The organism is Klebsiella sp. K5-204, assembly GCF_030128585.1.
GTDB lineage: Bacteria > Pseudomonadota > Gammaproteobacteria > Enterobacterales > Enterobacteriaceae > Klebsiella > Klebsiella quasipneumoniae.
In genome coordinates, this window is the sequence record NZ_JAKUZS010000007.1 from 354,721 (window position 1) to 373,582 (window position 18,862).

At 58.0% G+C, this 18,862-nt stretch carries 12 protein-coding genes; 9 read left to right on the forward strand and 3 right to left on the reverse strand.

Annotated elements, in window-relative coordinates; genetic code table 11:
* Positions 1-8: 8 nt before the first annotated feature.
* Positions 9-977: a thioredoxin-disulfide reductase gene (gene trxB / locus MKR05_RS19945; RefSeq protein ID WP_002898019.1), complete on the reverse strand. Its 969-nt coding sequence runs from the start codon at positions 975-977 to the stop codon at positions 9-11.
* Positions 978-1,509: 532 nt separating this feature from the next.
* Here trxB and lrp point away from each other — a divergent pair.
* From lrp to MKR05_RS19990, 9 genes are all read left to right on the forward strand, one after another.
* Positions 1,510-2,004: a leucine-responsive transcriptional regulator Lrp gene (gene lrp, locus MKR05_RS19950; protein ID WP_000228469.1), complete on the forward strand. Its 495-nt coding sequence runs from the start codon at positions 1,510-1,512 to the stop codon at positions 2,002-2,004.
* 135 nt (positions 2,005-2,139) lie between these two features.
* Positions 2,140-6,420, forward strand: a complete 4,281-nt coding sequence (gene ftsK, locus MKR05_RS19955; protein ID WP_044521909.1) for a DNA translocase FtsK — start codon at positions 2,140-2,142, stop codon at positions 6,418-6,420.
* A 122-nt stretch (positions 6,421-6,542) separates the two neighbouring features.
* Positions 6,543-7,154 (forward strand): outer membrane lipoprotein chaperone LolA, encoded by a 612-nt coding sequence (gene lolA, locus MKR05_RS19960; protein ID WP_004201368.1) that lies wholly within the window; start codon positions 6,543-6,545, stop codon positions 7,152-7,154.
* 8 nt (positions 7,155-7,162) lie between these two features.
* Positions 7,163-8,506, forward strand: coding sequence for a replication-associated recombination protein RarA (gene rarA / locus MKR05_RS19965; RefSeq protein WP_238875046.1), 1,344 nt, complete (start codon positions 7,163-7,165; stop codon positions 8,504-8,506).
* 91 nt (positions 8,507-8,597) lie between these two features.
* Complete coding sequence (gene serS / locus MKR05_RS19970; protein ID WP_072413633.1) at positions 8,598-9,890, forward strand: serine--tRNA ligase; 1,293 nt, start codon at positions 8,598-8,600, stop codon at positions 9,888-9,890.
* Positions 9,891-10,088: 198 nt separating this feature from the next.
* Complete coding sequence (gene dmsA / locus MKR05_RS19975; RefSeq protein WP_048297151.1) at positions 10,089-12,527, forward strand: dimethylsulfoxide reductase subunit A; 2,439 nt, start codon at positions 10,089-10,091, stop codon at positions 12,525-12,527.
* Between the two features lie 10 nt (positions 12,528-12,537).
* Positions 12,538-13,155: a DMSO/selenate family reductase complex B subunit gene (locus MKR05_RS19980; RefSeq protein ID WP_048334592.1), complete on the forward strand. Its 618-nt coding sequence runs from the start codon at positions 12,538-12,540 to the stop codon at positions 13,153-13,155.
* A 1-nt stretch (position 13,156) separates the two neighbouring features.
* Positions 13,157-14,020, forward strand: a complete 864-nt coding sequence (locus MKR05_RS19985) for a dimethyl sulfoxide reductase anchor subunit family protein (protein WP_023289013.1) — start codon at positions 13,157-13,159, stop codon at positions 14,018-14,020.
* A gap of 274 nt (positions 14,021-14,294) precedes the next feature.
* Positions 14,295-15,443: an MFS transporter gene (locus MKR05_RS19990; RefSeq protein WP_008805851.1), complete on the forward strand. Its 1,149-nt coding sequence runs from the start codon at positions 14,295-14,297 to the stop codon at positions 15,441-15,443.
* A gap of 153 nt (positions 15,444-15,596) precedes the next feature.
* Here MKR05_RS19990 and pflA read toward each other — a convergent pair whose 3' ends face one another.
* Positions 15,597-16,337, reverse strand: coding sequence for a pyruvate formate lyase 1-activating protein (gene pflA / locus MKR05_RS19995; RefSeq protein WP_002898145.1), 741 nt, complete (start codon positions 16,335-16,337; stop codon positions 15,597-15,599).
* 191 nt (positions 16,338-16,528) lie between these two features.
* Complete coding sequence (gene pflB / locus MKR05_RS20000) at positions 16,529-18,811, reverse strand: formate C-acetyltransferase (RefSeq protein ID WP_023289014.1); 2,283 nt, start codon at positions 18,809-18,811, stop codon at positions 16,529-16,531.
* Between the last annotated feature and the right edge of the window lie 51 nt (positions 18,812-18,862).

The window sequence follows — 18,862 nt, forward strand, 5'->3', positions numbered from 1 at the left end:
TGTAAAGATTATTTGCACGCGTCAGCCAGACCGTCGAGGTAACGTTCAGCGTCCAGCGCCGCCATGCAGCCGGTGCCGGCGGAGGTGATAGCCTGACGATAAATATGGTCCATGACATCGCCGGCGGCAAACACGCCCGGGATGCTGGTCTGGGTCGCATTGCCGTGGATACCGGACTGCACTTTGATGTAGCCGTTCTCCAGCTCCAGCTGACCTTCAAAGATGGCGGTGTTCGGGCTGTGGCCGATGGCGACAAACAGACCGGCTACTTCCAGGGACTCGACGTTGTCGCTGTTTTTGGTATCGCGCAGACGCAGGCCGCTAACGCCCATCTGGTCGCCGGTCACCTCTTCGAGGGTGCGATCGGTATGCAGCACGATGTTGCCGCTTGCCACTTTGTCCATCAGGCGTTTGATGAGGATTTTTTCCGCACGGAAGGAATCGCGACGGTGGATCAGATGTACCTCAGAGGCGATGTTCGACAGATACAGGGCCTCTTCAACCGCGGTGTTGCCGCCGCCGATTACCGCCACTTTCTGGTTGCGATAGAAGAATCCGTCACAGGTGGCGCACGCGGAAACGCCGCGGCCCTTGAAGGCTTCTTCGGAAGGCAGACCCAGGTAACGGGCTGAAGCGCCGGTGGCGATAATCAGCGCGTCACAGGTGTATTCGCCGCTGTCGCCGGTCAGACGGAACGGCCGGTTTTGCAGGTCGACGCGGCTGATATGGTCGAAAATAATCTCGGTTTCAAATTTCGCGGCATGCTCGTGCATGCGCTCCATCAGCAGCGGACCGGTCAAATCGTTCGGATCGCCTGGCCAGTTTTCCACTTCCGTCGTGGTGGTCAGCTGACCGCCTTTTTCCATCCCGGTGATCAGCACCGGCTGCAGGTTGGCGCGCGCGGCATAGACCGCCGCGGTGTATCCCGCAGGTCCAGAACCAAGAATAAGCAGTTTACTGTGTTTGGCTGTGCCCATGAGATCCCCATAATAATTGGCATACATTGGGCTGGGATTGTAGGGAATTTGTTGTCGTAAAAAAAGAGCGCAGCGATTTTGTTAACGATGTGTGCAATAGAAGCGGCCGATGAATTGGCGATTTTCCCGGCAAGGAATATAACTATTTCTACTGTTGGCGGGACAATTATAAGACGAAAAAATGAGAATCAACCAGGGTGGATGATGAATATCTGGCATCTTGTACTAAAAATCGATGTTTTGCTTTGACAATCCCCTGTGCTTTTGCGAAAACATTCAAGGAAGAAGAAAAGCAGTATTTGGCGTGCGGCGAATTTTCATGCACGCAAATGCCATTTTTATCCGGGTTAACGAAATCTACGCATGGTGTGGACAGACGCCATGCGTGATATCGGTGACTGCCGTCAGGCAACGGGCTTCTCACGTACCCCTGGGTTACCTAATGTCGTACGGGTAATAACAGGATGGGCTCTGGCAGTGAAGGCACAGAGCCGGAACAGGAGTAGGGAAGGAATACAGAGAGACAATAATAATGGTAGATAGCAAGAAGCGCCCTGGCAAAGATCTCGACCGCATTGATCGTAACATCCTGAATGAATTGCAAAAAGATGGGCGAATTTCTAACGTCGAGCTTTCTAAACGGGTGGGACTTTCTCCGACGCCTTGCCTTGAGCGTGTGCGTCGTCTTGAAAGACAGGGTTTTATTCAGGGCTATACGGCGCTGCTCAACCCGCATTATCTGGATGCATCACTTCTGGTATTTGTTGAGATTACTCTGAATCGTGGCGCACCGGATGTGTTTGAGCAATTTAACGCCGCAGTGCAAAAACTTGAAGAAATTCAAGAGTGTCATCTGGTTTCCGGTGATTTCGACTATCTGTTGAAAACCCGTGTACCGGATATGTCAGCGTATCGTAAATTACTGGGCGAGACCTTGCTGCGCCTGCCGGGCGTTAACGACACCCGTACCTATGTGGTAATGGAAGAAGTCAAGCAAAGTAATCGCCTGGTTATTAAGACGCGCTAACACGGAACAGGTGCAAACTCGACGTAGTTTGATTACACTCCTGTTAATCCATACAGCAACAGTGCCGGGGAGACCCGGCGCTGTTGTCCGTTTTAGCAGCAGGCAGGAAACAGCCTGATACCTGGAGAGCCTTTCTTGAGCCAGGAATACACCGAAGACAAAGAAGTCAAACTTACCAAACTCAGCAGCGGGCGCCGACTCCTTGAGGCGATGCTCATCCTTTGCTCCCTCTTCGCCATCTGGCTGATGGCGGCATTACTGAGCTTTAACCCCTCGGACCCAAGCTGGTCGCAAACGGCATGGCATGAGCCTATTCATAATTTAGGCGGCGCCCCCGGCGCGTGGCTTGCCGATACCCTGTTTTTCATTTTTGGCGTCATGGCCTATACCATCCCGGTGATCATCATCGGCGGATGCTGGTTTGCCTGGCGGCATCAGGAAAACGACGAATACATTGATTATTTCGCCGTTTCTCTGCGTCTCATCGGTGCGTTAGCCCTGATCCTGACCTCCTGCGGTCTGGCGGCGATTAACGCCGATGATATCTGGTACTTCGCCTCTGGCGGGGTGATTGGCAGCCTGCTGAGCACCACCCTGCAACCGCTGCTGCACAGCAGCGGCGGCACCATCGCTCTGTTGTGCATCTGGGCGGCCGGCCTGACGCTGTTTACCGGCTGGTCGTGGGTCAGCATTGCGGAAAAACTGGGCGGCGGCATCCTGTCCGTACTCACCTTTGCCAGCAACCGCACCCGTCGGGATGATACCTGGGTCGATGAAGGCGAATACGAAGACGACGATGAAGAGTACGACGACGAAGAGGCGGCAACCCCCCAGGAATCGCGTCGGGCCCGTATCTTGCGCAGCGCGCTGGCGCGGCGTAAACGTCTGGCCGAGAAGTTTACCAACCCTATGGGGCGTAAAACCGACGCGGCGCTTTTCTCCGGCAAACGGATGGACGACGGGGAAGAGGCCGTGCAGTACAGCGCCAGCGGTGCGCCTGTCGCCGCCGACGATGTACTGTTTTCCGGCGCCAGCGCCGCGCGTCCCGCAGAGAATGATGTGCTATTTTCCGGCGCCAGCGCCGCGCGCCCGGGCGATTTCGACCCTTACGATCCGTTGCTGAACGGCCACAGTATCGCTGAGCCGGTGGGCGCAGCGGCGGCGGCCACTGCCGCGCCGCAGGCGTGGGGCGAGTCGACGGCGGGCCATCAGGGCGCTGCGCCGGCTTATCAGCCAGAAGCCAGCTATCCGCCGCAGCAGGCCTACCAGCCTGAACCCGCCCCGTTCCAGCAGGCTGCTTATCAGCCGCCAGCGGGGCAACCCGCGCCGCAGGCGTATCAGCCAGAGCCGGCGCAGTATCAACAGCCGGTTTACGATCCGCATGCCGGACAACAGCCTGCGCCGCAGGGGTATCAACCCGAGCATGCGCCGCACCAGCAGCCGGTTTACGATCCATATGCCGGACAACAGCCTGCGCCGCAGGGGTATCAACCAGAGCCTGCACAGTATCAGCAGCCGGTTTACGATCCATATGCCGGGCAACAGCCTGCGCCGCAGGGGTATCAATCCGAGCCTGCACAGTATCAGCAGCCGGTTTACGATCCGCATGCCGGTCAGCCCGCGCCGCAGGGGTATCAACCCGAGCATGCGCCGCACCAGCAGCCGGTTTACGATCCATATGCCGGGCAACAGCCCGCGCCGCAGGGATATCAACCCGAGCCTGCACAGTATCAGCAGCCGGTTTACGATCCGTATGCCGGCCAGCCCGCGCCGCAGGGGTATCAACCCGAGACTGCGCCTTATCAGCAGCCGAGTTACGATCCGCATGCCGGCCAGCCCGCGCCGCAGGCGTATCAGCCTGAGCCCGCGCCGGTACCTGCCGCGCAGCCAGAGCCTGAGGTCGTGCAGGAAGAAGTGAAACGTCCGCCGCTCTATTACTTCGAGGAAGTGGAAGAGAAGCGGGCGCGCGAACGCGAGCTGCTGGCTTCCTGGTATCAGCCTATTCCGGAGCCGGAAAGCCCGATCGCCACCAAACCGCTGACGCCGCCAGCCGCCCCGTCCAAACCGCCCGTGGAGTCAACCGTGGTTTCTGCGGTGGCGGCCGGGGTGCATCAGGCAACGGCTGCCAGCGGCGGCTCAGCGGCCGCGACGACGGCGACCGCCGCGTCCGCAGCGACGGCGCCATTGTTCAGCCCGGCCTCCAGCGGACCGCGGGTACAGGTGAAAGAGGGCATTGGTCCAAAACTACCGCGGCCTAATCGCGTTCGCGTCCCGACGCGTCGGGAACTGGCCTCCTACGGCATCAAGCTACCGTCGCAGCGTGAAGCAGAACAGCGCGCGCGGCAGGCAGAGCGCGACCCCCATTATGATGATGGGCTACTCTCGGATGAGGAAGCGGATGCTATGGAGCAGGATGAACTGGCTCGCCAGTTCGCCGCCACTCAACAGCAGCGTTATGGCCATCGCTGGGAAGACGATAACGCGACTGATGACGATGATGCCGACGCTGCGGCGGAAGCGGAGCTGGCGCGCCAGTTTGCCGCCACCCAGCAGCAGCGCTACGCCTCCGAGCAGCCGCCGGGCGCCAATCCGTTCTCGCCGGCGGATTACGAATTCTCGCCGATGAAAACTCTGGTCAATGAGGGGCCGAGCGAGCCGCTGTTTACGCCGACACCGGAAGTACAGCCGCAGCAGCCAGCCCAGCACTATCAACAACCGGCCGCCGCTCCGCAGCAGGGTTATCAACCTGCGCAGCACCAGCCGGTACATCATCAGCCAGTGCCGCCGCAGCCTTACCAGACTGCGCCGCAGTCCGTGCCGCAGCACCAACCGGTTACCCCGCAGGGGCATCAGCCTGCCGCGCCTGCGCCGCAGGAGAGCCTGATCCACCCGCTGCTGATGCGCAATGGCGATAGTCGACCGCTGCAAAAGCCGACGACGCCGCTGCCGTCGCTGGATCTGCTTACGCCGCCGCCCAGTGAAGTCGAGCCGGTGGATACCTTTGCTCTCGAGCAGATGGCACGACTGGTGGAAGCGCGACTCGCCGATTTCCGCATTAAAGCGGATGTGGTGAACTACTCGCCGGGGCCGGTGATCACCCGCTTCGAACTGAATCTGGCGCCTGGCGTCAAAGCGGCGCGAATCTCTAACCTGTCACGGGATCTGGCGCGTTCGCTGTCCACGGTCGCCGTGCGCGTGGTGGAGGTGATCCCGGGTAAACCGTATGTCGGGCTTGAGCTGCCGAATAAAAAGCGCCAGACCGTCTACCTGCGTGAAGTGCTCGACAACAGCAAGTTCCGTGATAACCCGTCGCCGCTGACCGTGGTGCTGGGTAAAGACATCGCCGGCGATCCGGTGGTGGCCGATCTGGCGAAAATGCCGCACCTGCTGGTGGCCGGTACCACCGGTTCCGGTAAGTCGGTCGGCGTCAACGCCATGATCCTCAGCATGCTCTACAAGGCGCAGCCGGAAGATGTGCGTTTCATCATGATCGACCCGAAAATGCTGGAGCTGTCGGTCTACGAAGGAATTCCGCACCTGCTGACGGAAGTGGTTACCGACATGAAAGACGCCGCCAATGCGCTGCGCTGGAGCGTCAACGAGATGGAGCGTCGCTACAAGCTGATGTCGGCGCTGGGCGTGCGTAACCTGGCGGGATATAACGAGAAGATTGCAGAAGCGGCGCGCATGGGGCGTCCGATCCCGGATCCGTACTGGAAGCCAGGCGACAGTATGGACGCCGTGCACCCGGTACTGGAAAAGCTGCCGTATATTGTGGTGCTGGTGGACGAATTCGCCGACCTGATGATGACCGTCGGTAAGAAGGTGGAAGAGCTGATCGCTCGCCTGGCGCAGAAAGCGCGTGCGGCGGGGATCCACCTGGTGCTGGCGACGCAGCGTCCGTCGGTGGATGTCATTACCGGTCTGATTAAGGCCAACATTCCGACGCGCATCGCTTTTACCGTGTCGAGCAAAATTGACTCGCGTACCATTCTGGATCAGGGCGGTGCGGAATCGCTGCTCGGGATGGGGGACATGCTCTACTCCGGGCCGAACTCCACCACGCCGGTGCGCGTCCATGGGGCGTTTGTTCGCGACCAGGAAGTCCACGCCGTGGTTCAGGACTGGAAAGCCCGCGGTCGTCCGCAGTATGTAGACGGCATTACCTCCGACAGCGAAAGCGAAGGCGGCGGCGGTGGCTTCGACGGTGGTGAAGAGCTGGATCCGCTGTTCGATCAGGCGGTCAGCTTTGTGACCGAGAAGCGTAAAGCGTCGATTTCCGGGGTGCAGCGCCAGTTCCGCATCGGCTATAACCGTGCCGCGCGTATTATCGAACAGATGGAAGCGCAGGGCATTGTCAGCGAGCAGGGCCATAACGGTAACCGCGAAGTACTGGCGCCGCCGCCCTTTGAATGAGTGCAAAGTTGGGTAAATAAGCGCAAAATCAGCCAATTCTTCTGTCCCGCCGCCGTCGGCGGTCCTACATTAGGGGCAGAAGAGGCTCCCGCGTCGGGAGTGACGCACATTAAGGAAGAACAATGAAAAAACTCGCAATCACCTGTGCATTACTGTCTGGAATGGTCGTCAGCCAGGTCTGGGCAGATGCGGCCAGTGACTTAAAAAGCCGTCTTGATAAAGTGAGCAGCTTCCATGCCAGCTTCACGCAAAAAGTCACCGACGGCAGCGGCAACGCCGTGCAGGACGGACAGGGCGACCTGTGGGTAAAACGCCCGAATCTGTTTAACTGGCATATGACCCAGCCGGATGAGAGCGTCCTCGTTTCGGATGGTAAAACCCTGTGGTTCTATAACCCGTTCGTCGAGCAGGCCACGGCGACCTGGCTGAAAGACGCGACCAGCAACACGCCGTTTATGCTGATTGCCCGCAACCAGTCCAGCGACTGGCAGCAGTACAATATCAAACAAAACGGCGATGATTTTGTGCTGACGCCGAAAAGCGGCAGCGGCAACCTGAAGCAGTTCACGATCAACGTCGGTCGGGACGGCACCATCCATCAGTTCAGCGCCGTCGAGCAGGATGATCAGCGCAGCAGCTATCAGCTGAAATCGCAGCAGAACGGCGCCGTCGACGCATCTAAGTTCACCTTTACGCCGCCGAAAGGGGTGACGGTGGACGATCAACGTAAGTAGAGGCGAAAGTGAGCAATCTGTCGCTCGATTTTTCCGACAACGCGTTTCAACCTCTGGCCGCTCGCATGCGGCCAGAAAATTTAGCGCAGTATATTGGCCAGCAGCACCTGCTGGCGCCGGGCAAACCCCTGCCGCGGGCGATCGAAGCCGGGCACCTGCATTCGATGATCCTCTGGGGGCCGCCGGGCACCGGCAAGACTACCCTGGCGGAAGTGATCGCCCGCTATGCCAGCGCCGATGTCGAACGGATCTCGGCGGTGACCTCCGGGGTGAAAGAGATCCGCGAGGCCATTGAGCGCGCGCGGCAGAATCGCAACGCCGGCCGACGAACGATTCTGTTTGTTGACGAAGTGCATCGCTTCAATAAAAGCCAGCAGGATGCCTTTCTGCCGCATATTGAAGATGGCACCATCACCTTTATTGGCGCGACCACCGAAAATCCCTCCTTTGAGCTTAACTCGGCGCTGCTCTCCCGCGCCCGCGTCTACTTACTGAAATCGCTCACCACCAACGATATCGAGCAGGTGCTTGACCAGGCGATGCACGATAAAACCCGCGGCTACGGCGGCCAGGATATCGTTTTGCCGGATGAGACCCGCAGGGCCATCGCCGAACTGGTGAACGGCGATGCGCGGCGGGCGCTGAATACCCTGGAAATGATGGCCGATATGGCCGAGAGCGATGATGCGGGCAAGCGGGTGCTGAAGGCGGAACTGCTGACCGAGATCGCCGGCGAGCGCAGCGCGCGCTTTGATAATAAAGGCGACCGTTTCTACGATTTGATTTCCGCCCTGCATAAGTCAGTGCGCGGGAGCGCGCCGGACGCGGCGCTCTACTGGTACGCGCGGATCATCACCGCCGGGGGCGATCCGCTGTACGTTGCCCGCCGTTGTCTGGCGATTGCCTCGGAAGACGTCGGCAACGCCGACCCGCGGGCGATGCAGGTGGCCATTTCGGCGTGGGACTGCTTTACCCGCGTCGGGCCGGCGGAAGGCGAGCGGGCGATTGCCCAGGCCATTGTCTATCTGGCCTGCGCGCCGAAGAGCAATGCGGTCTACACCGCCTTTAAAGCGGCGCTGGCCGACGCGCGAGACCGTCCGGACTATGACGTTCCGGTGCATCTGCGCAATGCGCCGACGAAGCTGATGAAAGAGATGGGCTACGGGCAGGAGTATCGTTACGCTCATGACGAACCTAACGCCTACGCCGCCGGTGAGCAGTACTTCCCGCAGGAAATGGCGCAAACGCGCTATTATCGCCCGACAAACCGGGGGCTTGAGGGCAAAATTGGCGAAAAGCTCGCCTGGCTCGCTGAACAGGATCAAAATAGCCCGATAAAACGCTACCGCTAATTGAGGCGTTGCGGTAAGGTTATTACACTATTTCCGTGGTCGTAGTCTGCGGCCACTATTCTTTTTTTAATTCGATAAGCACAGGATAAGCATGCTCGATCCCAATCTGCTGCGTACCGAGCCAGACGCAGTCGCAGAAAAACTGGCACGCCGGGGCTTTAAGCTGGATGTAGATAAACTTCGCGCGCTTGAAGAGCGTCGTAAAGTTCTGCAGGTGCAAACGGAAAACCTGCAGGCGGAGCGCAACTCCCGATCGAAATCCATTGGCCAGGCGAAAGCGCGCGGGGAAGACATCGAGCCATTACGCCTGGAAGTGAACAAACTCGGCGAACAGCTGGATGCCGCAAAATCCGAGCTGGAAGCGCTGCTGGCGGAAATCCGCGATATCGCGCTGGCGATCCCGAATATTCCTCACGATGACGTGCCGGTTGGCCGTGACGAAAACGACAACGTTGAAGTCAGCCGCTGGGGCACGCCGCGCCAGTTCGATTTCGACGTGCGCGATCACGTGACGCTGGGTGAAATGCACGGGGGGCTGGATTTTGCCGCCGCCGTTAAGCTCACCGGTTCGCGCTTCGTGGTGATGAAAGGCCAGCTGGCCCGTCTGCACCGCGCCCTGGCGCAGTTCATGCTGGATCTGCACACTGAACAGCATGGCTATAGCGAAAACTATGTCCCGTACCTGGTTAACCAGGACACCCTGTATGGCACCGGTCAGCTGCCGAAATTCGCCGGCGACCTGTTCCATACCCGTCCGCTGGAAGAAGAGGCTGACAGCAGCAACTACGCGCTGATCCCGACGGCGGAAGTGCCGCTGACCAACCTGGTGCGTGATGAAATTATCGATGAAGAGGATCTGCCGATAAAAATGACCGCCCATACGCCGTGCTTCCGTTCCGAAGCAGGTTCTTATGGTCGCGACACCCGCGGTCTGATCCGTATGCACCAGTTCGATAAAGTTGAAATGGTGCAGATTGTCCGTCCGGAAGACTCGATGGCGGCGCTGGAAGAGATGACCGGCCACGCCGAGAAAGTGCTGCAGCTGCTGGGCCTGCCTTACCGTAAGGTCGCGCTGTGCACCGGCGATATGGGCTTCAGCGCCTGCAAAACCTATGACCTCGAAGTGTGGGTCCCGGCGCAGAACACCTACCGTGAGATCTCTTCCTGCTCCAACGTCTGGGATTTCCAGGCGCGTCGTATGCAGGCTCGCTGCCGCAGCAAGTCCGACAAGAAGACCCGTCTCGTTCATACCCTGAATGGTTCTGGCCTGGCGGTCGGTCGTACCCTGGTGGCGCTGATGGAAAACTATCAGCAGGCTGATGGCCGTATCGAGATCCCGGAAATCCTGCGCCCGTATATGCGCGGCCTCGAATATATCGGTTAATTTTTACCTTCTCCCTTAAAAGCGCCTGCGGGCGCTTTTTTTACATCCTTATTGATACCGGGCAATAATCCCATCCGCGAATGCAGTGATACTCCCTTTGGATTAAACCAGCATAAAAAACCAATAATATTTCAAAGCCTTATATATATCACTATATAGCGCTTGTCAGTTTATTGTGAGCAACCAAAGCGAGTATCCATGAAAATTAAAGCCCCCGATGCTTTACTGGCTGCTGAGGTAAGCCGCCGTGGTCTGATGAAAACCACGGCAATAGGCGGCCTGGCGCTGGCCAGCAACGCACTAACGTTACCCTTTTCCCGTATGGCCCACGCCGCCGACACGCCAGCCCCGGCCAGTGAGAAGGTGGTCTGGAGCGCCTGCACCGTCAACTGCGGTAGCCGCTGCCCGCTGCGCATGCACGTGGTGGATGGCGCGATTAAATACGTCGAAACCGATAATACCGGTGACGATAACTATGACGGCCTGCATCAGGTGCGCGCCTGCCTGCGCGGGCGGTCTATGCGCCGCCGGGTTTATAACCCCGATCGGCTGAAATATCCGATGAAGCGCGTAGGCAAACGCGGTGAGGGTAAATTCGAGCAAATCAGCTGGGAAGAGGCGTTCGATATCATCGCCAGCACGACGCAGCGCCTGATTAAAGACTACGGCAACGAGTCCATCTATCTGAACTACGGCACCGGCACGCTGGGAGGCACGCTGACCCGCTCCTGGCCGCCGGGGAAAACCCTGATTGCCCGTCTGATGAACTGCTGCGGTGGGTATCTCAATCATTACGGCGACTATTCATCTGCGCAGATTGCCGCAGGGTTGAATTACACCTACGGCGGCTGGGCGGATGGCAACAGCCCGTCGGATATTGAAAACAGCCAGTTAGTGGTGCTGTTCGGCAACAACCCCGGCGAAACGCGGATGAGCGGCGGCGGGGTGACCTACTATCTTGAGCAGGCGCGCCAGAAATCCAATGCCCGGATGATCATTATCGATCCGCGCTATACCGACACCGGCGCCGGACGCGAAGATGAATGGATCCCGATTCGCCCCGGTACCGATGCGGCGCTGGTATCGGGTCTGGCGTGGGTGATGATCACCGAGAATCTGGTCGATCAGCCGTTCCTCGATAAATACTGTGTGGGATACGACGAGAAAACTCTGCCTGCCGATGCCCCGGCCAATGGCCACTATAAAGCCTGGATACTTGGCCAGGGCGCCGACGGTATCGCCAAAACGCCGGAGTGGGCCTCGACCATAACCGGTATTCCGCGCGAACGCATTGTTAAACTGGCGCGCGAAATTGCCAGCGCCAAACCGGCCTATATCAGCCAGGGCTGGGGGCCGCAGCGTCACGCCAACGGCGAAATCGCCACCCGGGCTATCGCGATGCTCGCCATTCTGACCGGTAACGTCGGGATCAACGGCGGTAACAGCGGCGCGCGCGAGGGCTCCTACAGCCTGCCGTTTGAGCGCATGCCGACGCTGGAGAATCCGGTTCAGACCAGCATATCGATGTTTATGTGGACCGATGCGATTGAGCGCGGCCCGGAAATGACCGCCCTGCGCGATGGGGTGCGTGGCAAAGATAAGCTCGATGTGCCGATCAAAATGATCTGGAACTATGCGGGCAACTGCCTGATCAACCAGCACTCAGAGATTAACCGCACCCACGAGATCCTGCAGGACGACAAGAAGTGCGAGATGATTGTGGTCATCGACTGCCATATGACCTCGTCAGCGAAATACGCCGATATTCTGCTGCCGGACTGCACCGCCTCTGAGCAGATGGATTTCGCGCTGGATGCTTCCTGCGGCAACATGTCCTACGTCATCTTTGCCGACCAGGCCATCAAGCCGCGTTTCGAATGCAAAACTATCTATGAGATGACCAGCGAGCTGGCGAAGCGCCTCGGCGTCGAGGAAAAATTTACCGAAGGCCGTACCCAGGAAGGCTGGATGCGCTATCTGTATGAGCAGTCGCGTACAGCGATTCCCGACCTGCCGGATTTCGACACCTTCCGTCAGCAGGGCATCTATAAGCAGCGCGATCCGCAAGGGCACCATGTGGCTTATAAAGCCTTCCGTGAGGATCCGCAGGCTAATCCGCTGACCACGCCTTCGGGCAAGATTGAAATCTATTCGCAGGCGCTGGCGAAAATCGCCGCCACCTGGGAGCTGCCGGAAGGCGATGTCATCGATCCGCTGCCGATCTACACCCCGGGCTTCGAAAACTACAACGATCCGCTGACGGCGAAATACCCGCTACAGCTGACCGGCTTCCACTATAAATCGCGCGTCCATTCAACCTACGGCAACGTCGATGTACTGAAGGCTGCCTGTCGGCAGGAGATGTGGATTAACCCGATCGATGCCCGCCAGCGCGGCATTGCCAACGGCGATCGCATTCGCATCTTCAACGACCGTGGGGAAGTGCATATCGAAGCGAAGGTGACCCCGCGCATGATGCCGGGCGTGGTCGCGCTGGGGGAAGGGGCCTGGTATAACCCGGACGCCTCGCGCGTGGATCAGGCGGGCAGCATTAACGTGCTGACCACCCAGCGCCCCTCGCCGCTGGCGAAGGGGAACCCGTCGCATACCAACCTCGTCCAGGTTGAGAAGCTGTAAGGAGTAACCGATGACAACTCAGTATGGATTTTTTATTGATTCCGCCCGTTGCACCGGTTGCAAGACCTGCGAACTGGCCTGTAAGGACTACAAAAATCTGACCCCGGAGGTCAGCTTCCGCCGCATTTATGAATATGCCGGCGGCGACTGGCAGGAGGATAACGGCGTCTGGAATCAGAACGTTTTCGCCTATTACCTCTCCATCGCCTGTAACCACTGCGAAGATCCGGCCTGCACCAAGGTCTGTCCGAGCGGAGCGATGCACAAGCGCGAAGACGGTTTTGTGGTGGTCAACGAAGAGGTGTGCATTGGCTGCCGTTACTGCCATATGGCCTGTCCTTACGGCGCGCCGCAATATAATGCCGACAAAGGCCATATGACCAAGTGTGACGGCTGCCACGAGCGCGTCGCCGACGGGAAAAAGCCGATCTGCGTCGAGTCCTGCCCGCTGCGGGCGCTGGATTTCGGGCCGATTGCCGAACTGCGCGCTAAGCACGGCCAGCTGGCGGCAGTGGCGCCGTTGCCTTCAGCGCACTTTACCCGGCCGAGCATCGTGATCAAACCTAACGCCAATGCCCGGCCGTGTGGCGATACCACCGGTTACCTGGCAAACCCGAAGGAGGTGTAAGATGGGAAACGGATGGCATGAATGGCCGCTGATGATCTTTACGGTCTTCGGCCAGTGCGTCGCGGGCGGCTTCATCGTCCTGGCGCTGGCGCTCATGACGGGCAAGCTTTCCCGTGAGCAGGAGCAGCGCGTGGTGGGTAGCATGTTCGGCCTGTGGGTATTGATGGGGATCGGGTTTATCGCCTCGACAATGCACCTCGGTTCGCCGCTGCGGGCCTTTAACTCGCTCAATCGCGTAGGGGCCTCATCGCTGAGTAATGAGATAGCCAGCGGGGCGATCTTCTTCGCCGTCGGCGGGATTGGCTGGCTGCTGGCCGTGTGTAAAAAGCTGCCTGCCGGACTGCGTAGCCTGTGGCTGGTAGCGACCATGGCGCTTGGGGTGATCTTCGTCTGGATGATGGTGCGGGTCTATAACACCATCGACACAGTGCCGACCTGGTATACCGTCTGGACGCCGCTGAGCTTCTTCCTCACGCTGTTTATCGGCGGCCCGCTGCTGGGCTACCTGCTGCTGCGCGTCGCAGGCGTCGACGGTTGGGCGCTGCGCCTGCTGCCGGTGGTCACTTTACTGGCGCTGCTGGTGAGTATCGTGGTGGTCCTGATGCAGGGGAGTGAACTCGCCACTATCCGCAGCTCAATTCAGCAGGCCTCCGCCCTGGTGCCGGATTATGGGCTGCTTATGGCCTGGCGCGTGGTGCTGCTGGCGCTGGCCCTGGCCTGCTGGTGCGTGCCGCAGATCCGCGGCCGCAAGCCGGCGGTCTCGCTGCTCGGCCTGGCGTTTGTTCTGGTGCTGGCAGGAGAGATGATTGGCCGCGGCGTATTCTATGGTCTGCATATGACCGTCGGGATGGCTATCGCCAGTTAATCAGCGTCATCATGCCGGCGCAGGCGTGCCGGCATGATGAAAACGTGCTGTCGATAGATGAAATTTTTCGACTGAAATTAACAGCGAGATTTATTAATAAATTAAGAAAAACAACAGCGTATTATCTGTTGCCTCATCTTTATCCCTTCTGTGGATAAAAAACTTCTATCGTGCCCGGCAAAACCGCGTCAGGCCTGATTTCAGGTGGATTGACAATGTTTTTAGCGGTGGCATGATGCGCTCGCGATCTGAACATTCCTCACGGTTTTTACCCATGACCATCTACACCCGGCCAGTGCAAATGCTGCTCTGTGGCCTGCTTTTACTGACCCTGGCGATAGCGGTGCTGAATACGCTCGTCCCGCTCTGGCTCGCCCATGAAAATATGCCAACCTGGCAGGTCGGCATGGTGGGGTCATCCTATTTTACCGGCAACCTGGCCGGTACGTTGCTTGCCGGCTGGGTGATCAAGCGCCTGGGGTTTAACCGCAGCTATTATCTCGCGTCGTTAATATTCGCCGTCGGCTGCGTAGGGCTGGGGATCACCGTGGGCTTCTGGACGTGGCTGAGCTGGCGTTTTATCGCCGGCGTAGGCTGCGCGATGATTTGGGTGGTGGTGGAAAGCGCGCTGGTCTGCAGCGGCACTTCACGCAGCCGCGGTCGTCTGCTGGCGGCGTACATGATGGTCTATTACGTCGGTACCGTACTGGGCCAGCTGATGGTCAGTAAACTCCCCACCGATTTAATGAGCGTCCTGCCGTGGGTGACGGGTCTGGCGCTGGCGGCGATCCTGCCGCTGCTGTTTACCCGCATCATGGGGCAGGCCGAAGAGCCGCATGAAACGGTACGTATCTGGCCGATGCTGAAGCTGCGCCAGGCGCGCCATGGGGTCAATGGCTGCATTATCTCAGGGATTGTCCTCGGCTCGCTGTATGGTCTGATGCCGCTGTGGCTGAACCATCAGGGCGTCAGCGACGCCGGCATTGGCTTCTGGATGGCGGTGATGGTTAGCGCCGGGATCCTCGGCCAGTGGCCGGTAGGGCGCCTGGCAGACCGCTACGGTCGCCTGCTGGTGCTGCGGGTGCAGGTTTTTGTGGTGATTCTGGGATGTATGGCGATGCTCAGCCAGGCGGCGATGGCGCCGGCGCTGTTTGTGTTGGGCGCTTCGGGCTTTACCCTCTATCCGGTGGCGATGGCCTGGGCCTGTGAAAAAGTGGAGCACCATCAGCTGGTGGCAATGAACCAGGCGCTGTTGATGAGCTATACCATCGGCAGCCTGCTGGGCCCGACGCTGACGGCGATGCTGATGCAGAACTTCTCGGATAACCTGCTGTTTATTATGATCGCCAGCGTGTCGTTTATCTATCTGCTGACCCTGCTGCGCAAAGCCGGGCATCATCCAACGCCGGTGGCGCACGCCTGACCCTGTAGCGCGCAGCGCATGCTGCGCGTCATCCGTTTTAATAGCCTGTGCTTACTGCAGTAGAGCCGTCTTGCATAAGAATGCAACGGCTGGACGGTAACAGCTTCCCACGCCGTTGCAGGCCGGCATAAGCGCATCACCGGCCCGGTGGGATTAGTACATCACTTTGTGCCCATATTGCTCAAGGATGCCTTTGACTCGCTCCATGGTCTCTTTCTTCGGCGGATGGACGCCGTCCAGCTTGTACTCTTCGCCCATCGCTACCCATTTGTGTTTGCCCAGCTCATGGTAGGGCAGCAGCTCGATTTTTTCGACATTGCCCATATCGCGGGTAAATTCGCCCAAGCGGTGCGCGGAATCATCATCGTCTGACCAGCCCGGAACCACCACGTAGCGGATCCAGACATTGATATTCTTCTTCGCCAGATACTGGGCGAATTCCAGCGTACGATGGTTAGAGACACCGACCAGGTTCTGGTGAATCTCATCGTTCATCTGCTTGAGATCCAGCATCACCAGGTCTGTTACCTCCAGCAGTTCGTCGATAACGGGATCGTAGCGACGAACAAAGCCATTGGTATCGAGACAGGTATGAATACCTTCCTTCTTACAGGCGCGGAACCAGTCGCGAACAAACTCCGCCTGCAGGATCGCTTCGCCGCCCGATGCGGTGACGCCGCCGCCGGAAGCATTCATAAAGTGACGATAGGTCACCACCTCTTTCATTAACTCTTCAACGGTGATTTCTTTGCCGCCGTGGGTATCCCAGGTGTCACGGTTATGGCAGTACAGGCAGCGCATCAGGCAGCCCTGGAAAAAGGTAATAAAGCGGATGCCTGGGCCATCAACGGTGCCACAGGATTCAAAGGAGTGAATGCGACCAATAACTGACATTGCGGTGTTTTCTCCAGATGTGGCCCATCCGGGGCCGTGTTGGTGCACAGCTCAGCGGCTGTGTCGAGTCTGTTTTGACAGATACCCAAAGTATAGATAACTGGCAAAGCAGGCTAGGGCGGGGATTGCTTGTTAAAAAGGCCCCACTGATGTGGGGCCTTTATTGTACGCTTTTTCAGTCAGACAGGGAATTACATGGTCTGAGTGAAGGTACGGGTAATAACGTCCTGCTGCTGTTCTTTAGTCAGGGAGTTAAAACGTACAGCGTAGCCAGATACGCGGATGGTCAGCTGCGGATATTTTTCCGGGTTTTCCATCGCGTCGAGCAGCATTTCGCGGTTCATTACGTTCACGTTCAGGTGCTGACCACCTTCGATGGACGCTTCGTGGTGGAAGTAACCATCCATCAGACCCGCCAGGTTGGTCTTACGAACTTCGTCATCTTTACCCAGCGCGTTCGGTACGATAGAGAAGGTGTAAGAGATACCATCTTTCGCGTAAGCAAACGGCAGTTTCGCTACGGAGGTCAGAGAGGCAACAGCACCTTTCTGGTCACGGCCGTGCATCGGGTTAGCACCTGGTCCGAACGGCGCGCCAGCGCGACGACCGTCTGGGGTGTTACCGGTTTTCTTACCATATACCACGTTAGAGGTGATGGTCAGAACAGACTGAGTCGGGATCGCGTTGCGGTAGGTGTGCAGTTTCTGAATTTTCTTCATGAAACGTTCAACCAGGTCAACGGCCATGTCATCGACGCGAGCATCGTTGTTACCAAACTGCGGGTATTCGCCTTCGATTTCGAAGTCGACAGCCAGACCGTCTTCGTCACGAATCGGTTTAACTTTCGCATATTTGATTGCAGACAGGGAGTCAGCAGCAACGGACAGACCCGCGATACCACACGCCATGGTGCGGATAACGTCACGGTCGTGCAGCGCCATCAGAGAGGCTTCGTAGCTGTACTTGTCGTGCATGTAGTGGATGATGTTCAGCGCAGTGACGTACTGTTTAGCCAGCCAGTCCATGAAGTGATCCATGCGTTCCATCACTTCGTCGAAGTTCAGAACGTCGCCTTTGATCGGTTCAGATTTCGGACCCACCTGCATTTTCAGTTTTTCATCCACGCCGCCGTTGATAGCGTACAGCATGGTTTTTGCGAGGTTGGCGCGAGCACCGAAGAACTGCATTTGCTTACCAACAACCATCGGGCTTACGCAGCATGCGATAGCGTAGTCGTCGTTGTTGAAGTCCGGACGCATCAGGTCATCGTTCTCATACTGCAGAGAAGAGGTATCGATGGACACTTTAGCAGCGAATTTCTTGAAGCTCAGCGGCAGTTTTTCAGACCACAGGATAGTGATGTTCGGCTCCGGAGACGGCCCCATGGTGTACAGGGTGTTCAGGAAGCGGAAGCTGTTTTTGGTCACCAGAGTACGGCCGTCAACGCCCATACCGCCGATGGATTCTGTTGCCCAAATCGGGTCACCGGAGAACAGTTCATCGTATTCCGGGGTACGCAGGAAGCGAACCATACGCAGTTTCATGACCAGGTGGTCAACCATTTCCTGCGCGTCTTGCTCGGTGATTTTACCCGCCTGCAGGTCACGTTCGATGTAGATATCCAGGAAGCTGGAGGTACGACCGAAGGACATTGCCGCGCCGTTCTGAGATTTAACGGCAGCCAGGTAACCGAAGTAGGTCCACTGGATAGCTTCCTGAGCGGTGGTCGCCGGACCGGAGATGTCGTAGCCATATTTAGCCGCCATCTCTTTGATCTGGCCCAGCGCGCGGTGCTGTTCAGCGATTTCTTCACGCAGACGGATGGTCGCTTCCAGATCTTCGCCGCTTTCCAGTTTCGCTTGCAGAGAGTTGAACTGGGCGAATTTGTCTTTCATCAGGAAGTCGATACCGTACAGCGCAACGCGACGGTAGTCACCGATGATACGACCACGGCCGTAAGCATCCGGCAGACCGGTCAGCACGCCGGATTTACGGCAGCGCAGGATGTCCGGAGTATAGACGTCGAAAACGCCCTGGTTGTGAGTTTTACGGTACTCAGTGAAGATTTTTTTCAGCATCGGGTCCAGCTCGCGATTGTACGCTTTGCAGGAACCTTCAACCATTTTAATACCACCGAACGGGATGATCGCACGTTTCAGCGGCGCTTCGGTCTGCAGACCAACGATTTTTTCCAGACCTTTCTCGATATAGCCTGCGTCGTGAGAGGTGATGGTGGAGGCCAGGGCAGTGTCAAAATCAACAGGCGCGTGAGTGCGGTTTTCCTGTTTTACACCTTCCATTACGCTGTCCCACAGCTTGGTGGTCGCTTCAGTCGCGCCAGCCAGGAAGGATTCGTCGCCTTCATATGGGGTGTAGTTTTTCTGAATAAAGTCACGGACGTTGACTTCATTCTGCCAGTCACCTTTCGCAAAACCTTCCCAGGCTGTGGCTAACTTTTCATTAAGCTCGGACATGTAACACCTACCTTCTTAAGTGGATTTTTTATTTACTGCCTGAAACAACCC

Coding starts and splice junctions, on each gene's coding strand:
- serS (WP_072413633.1), top strand. CDS start 8,598: ATGCTCGATCCCAATCTGCTGCGTACCGAGCCAGACGCAGTCGCAGAA.
- lolA (WP_004201368.1), top strand. CDS start 6,543: ATGAAAAAACTCGCAATCACCTGTGCATTACTGTCTGGAATGGTCGTC.
- lrp (WP_000228469.1), top strand. CDS start 1,510: ATGGTAGATAGCAAGAAGCGCCCTGGCAAAGATCTCGACCGCATTGAT.
- MKR05_RS19980 (WP_048334592.1), top strand. CDS start 12,538: ATGACAACTCAGTATGGATTTTTTATTGATTCCGCCCGTTGCACCGGT.
- MKR05_RS19990 (WP_008805851.1), top strand. CDS start 14,295: ATGACCATCTACACCCGGCCAGTGCAAATGCTGCTCTGTGGCCTGCTT.
- pflB (WP_023289014.1), bottom strand. CDS start 18,811: ATGTCCGAGCTTAATGAAAAGTTAGCCACAGCCTGGGAAGGTTTTGCG.
- MKR05_RS19985 (WP_023289013.1), top strand. CDS start 13,157: ATGGGAAACGGATGGCATGAATGGCCGCTGATGATCTTTACGGTCTTC.
- trxB (WP_002898019.1), bottom strand. CDS start 977: ATGGGCACAGCCAAACACAGTAAACTGCTTATTCTTGGTTCTGGACCT.
- dmsA (WP_048297151.1), top strand. CDS start 10,089: ATGAAAATTAAAGCCCCCGATGCTTTACTGGCTGCTGAGGTAAGCCGC.
- pflA (WP_002898145.1), bottom strand. CDS start 16,337: ATGTCAGTTATTGGTCGCATTCACTCCTTTGAATCCTGTGGCACCGTT.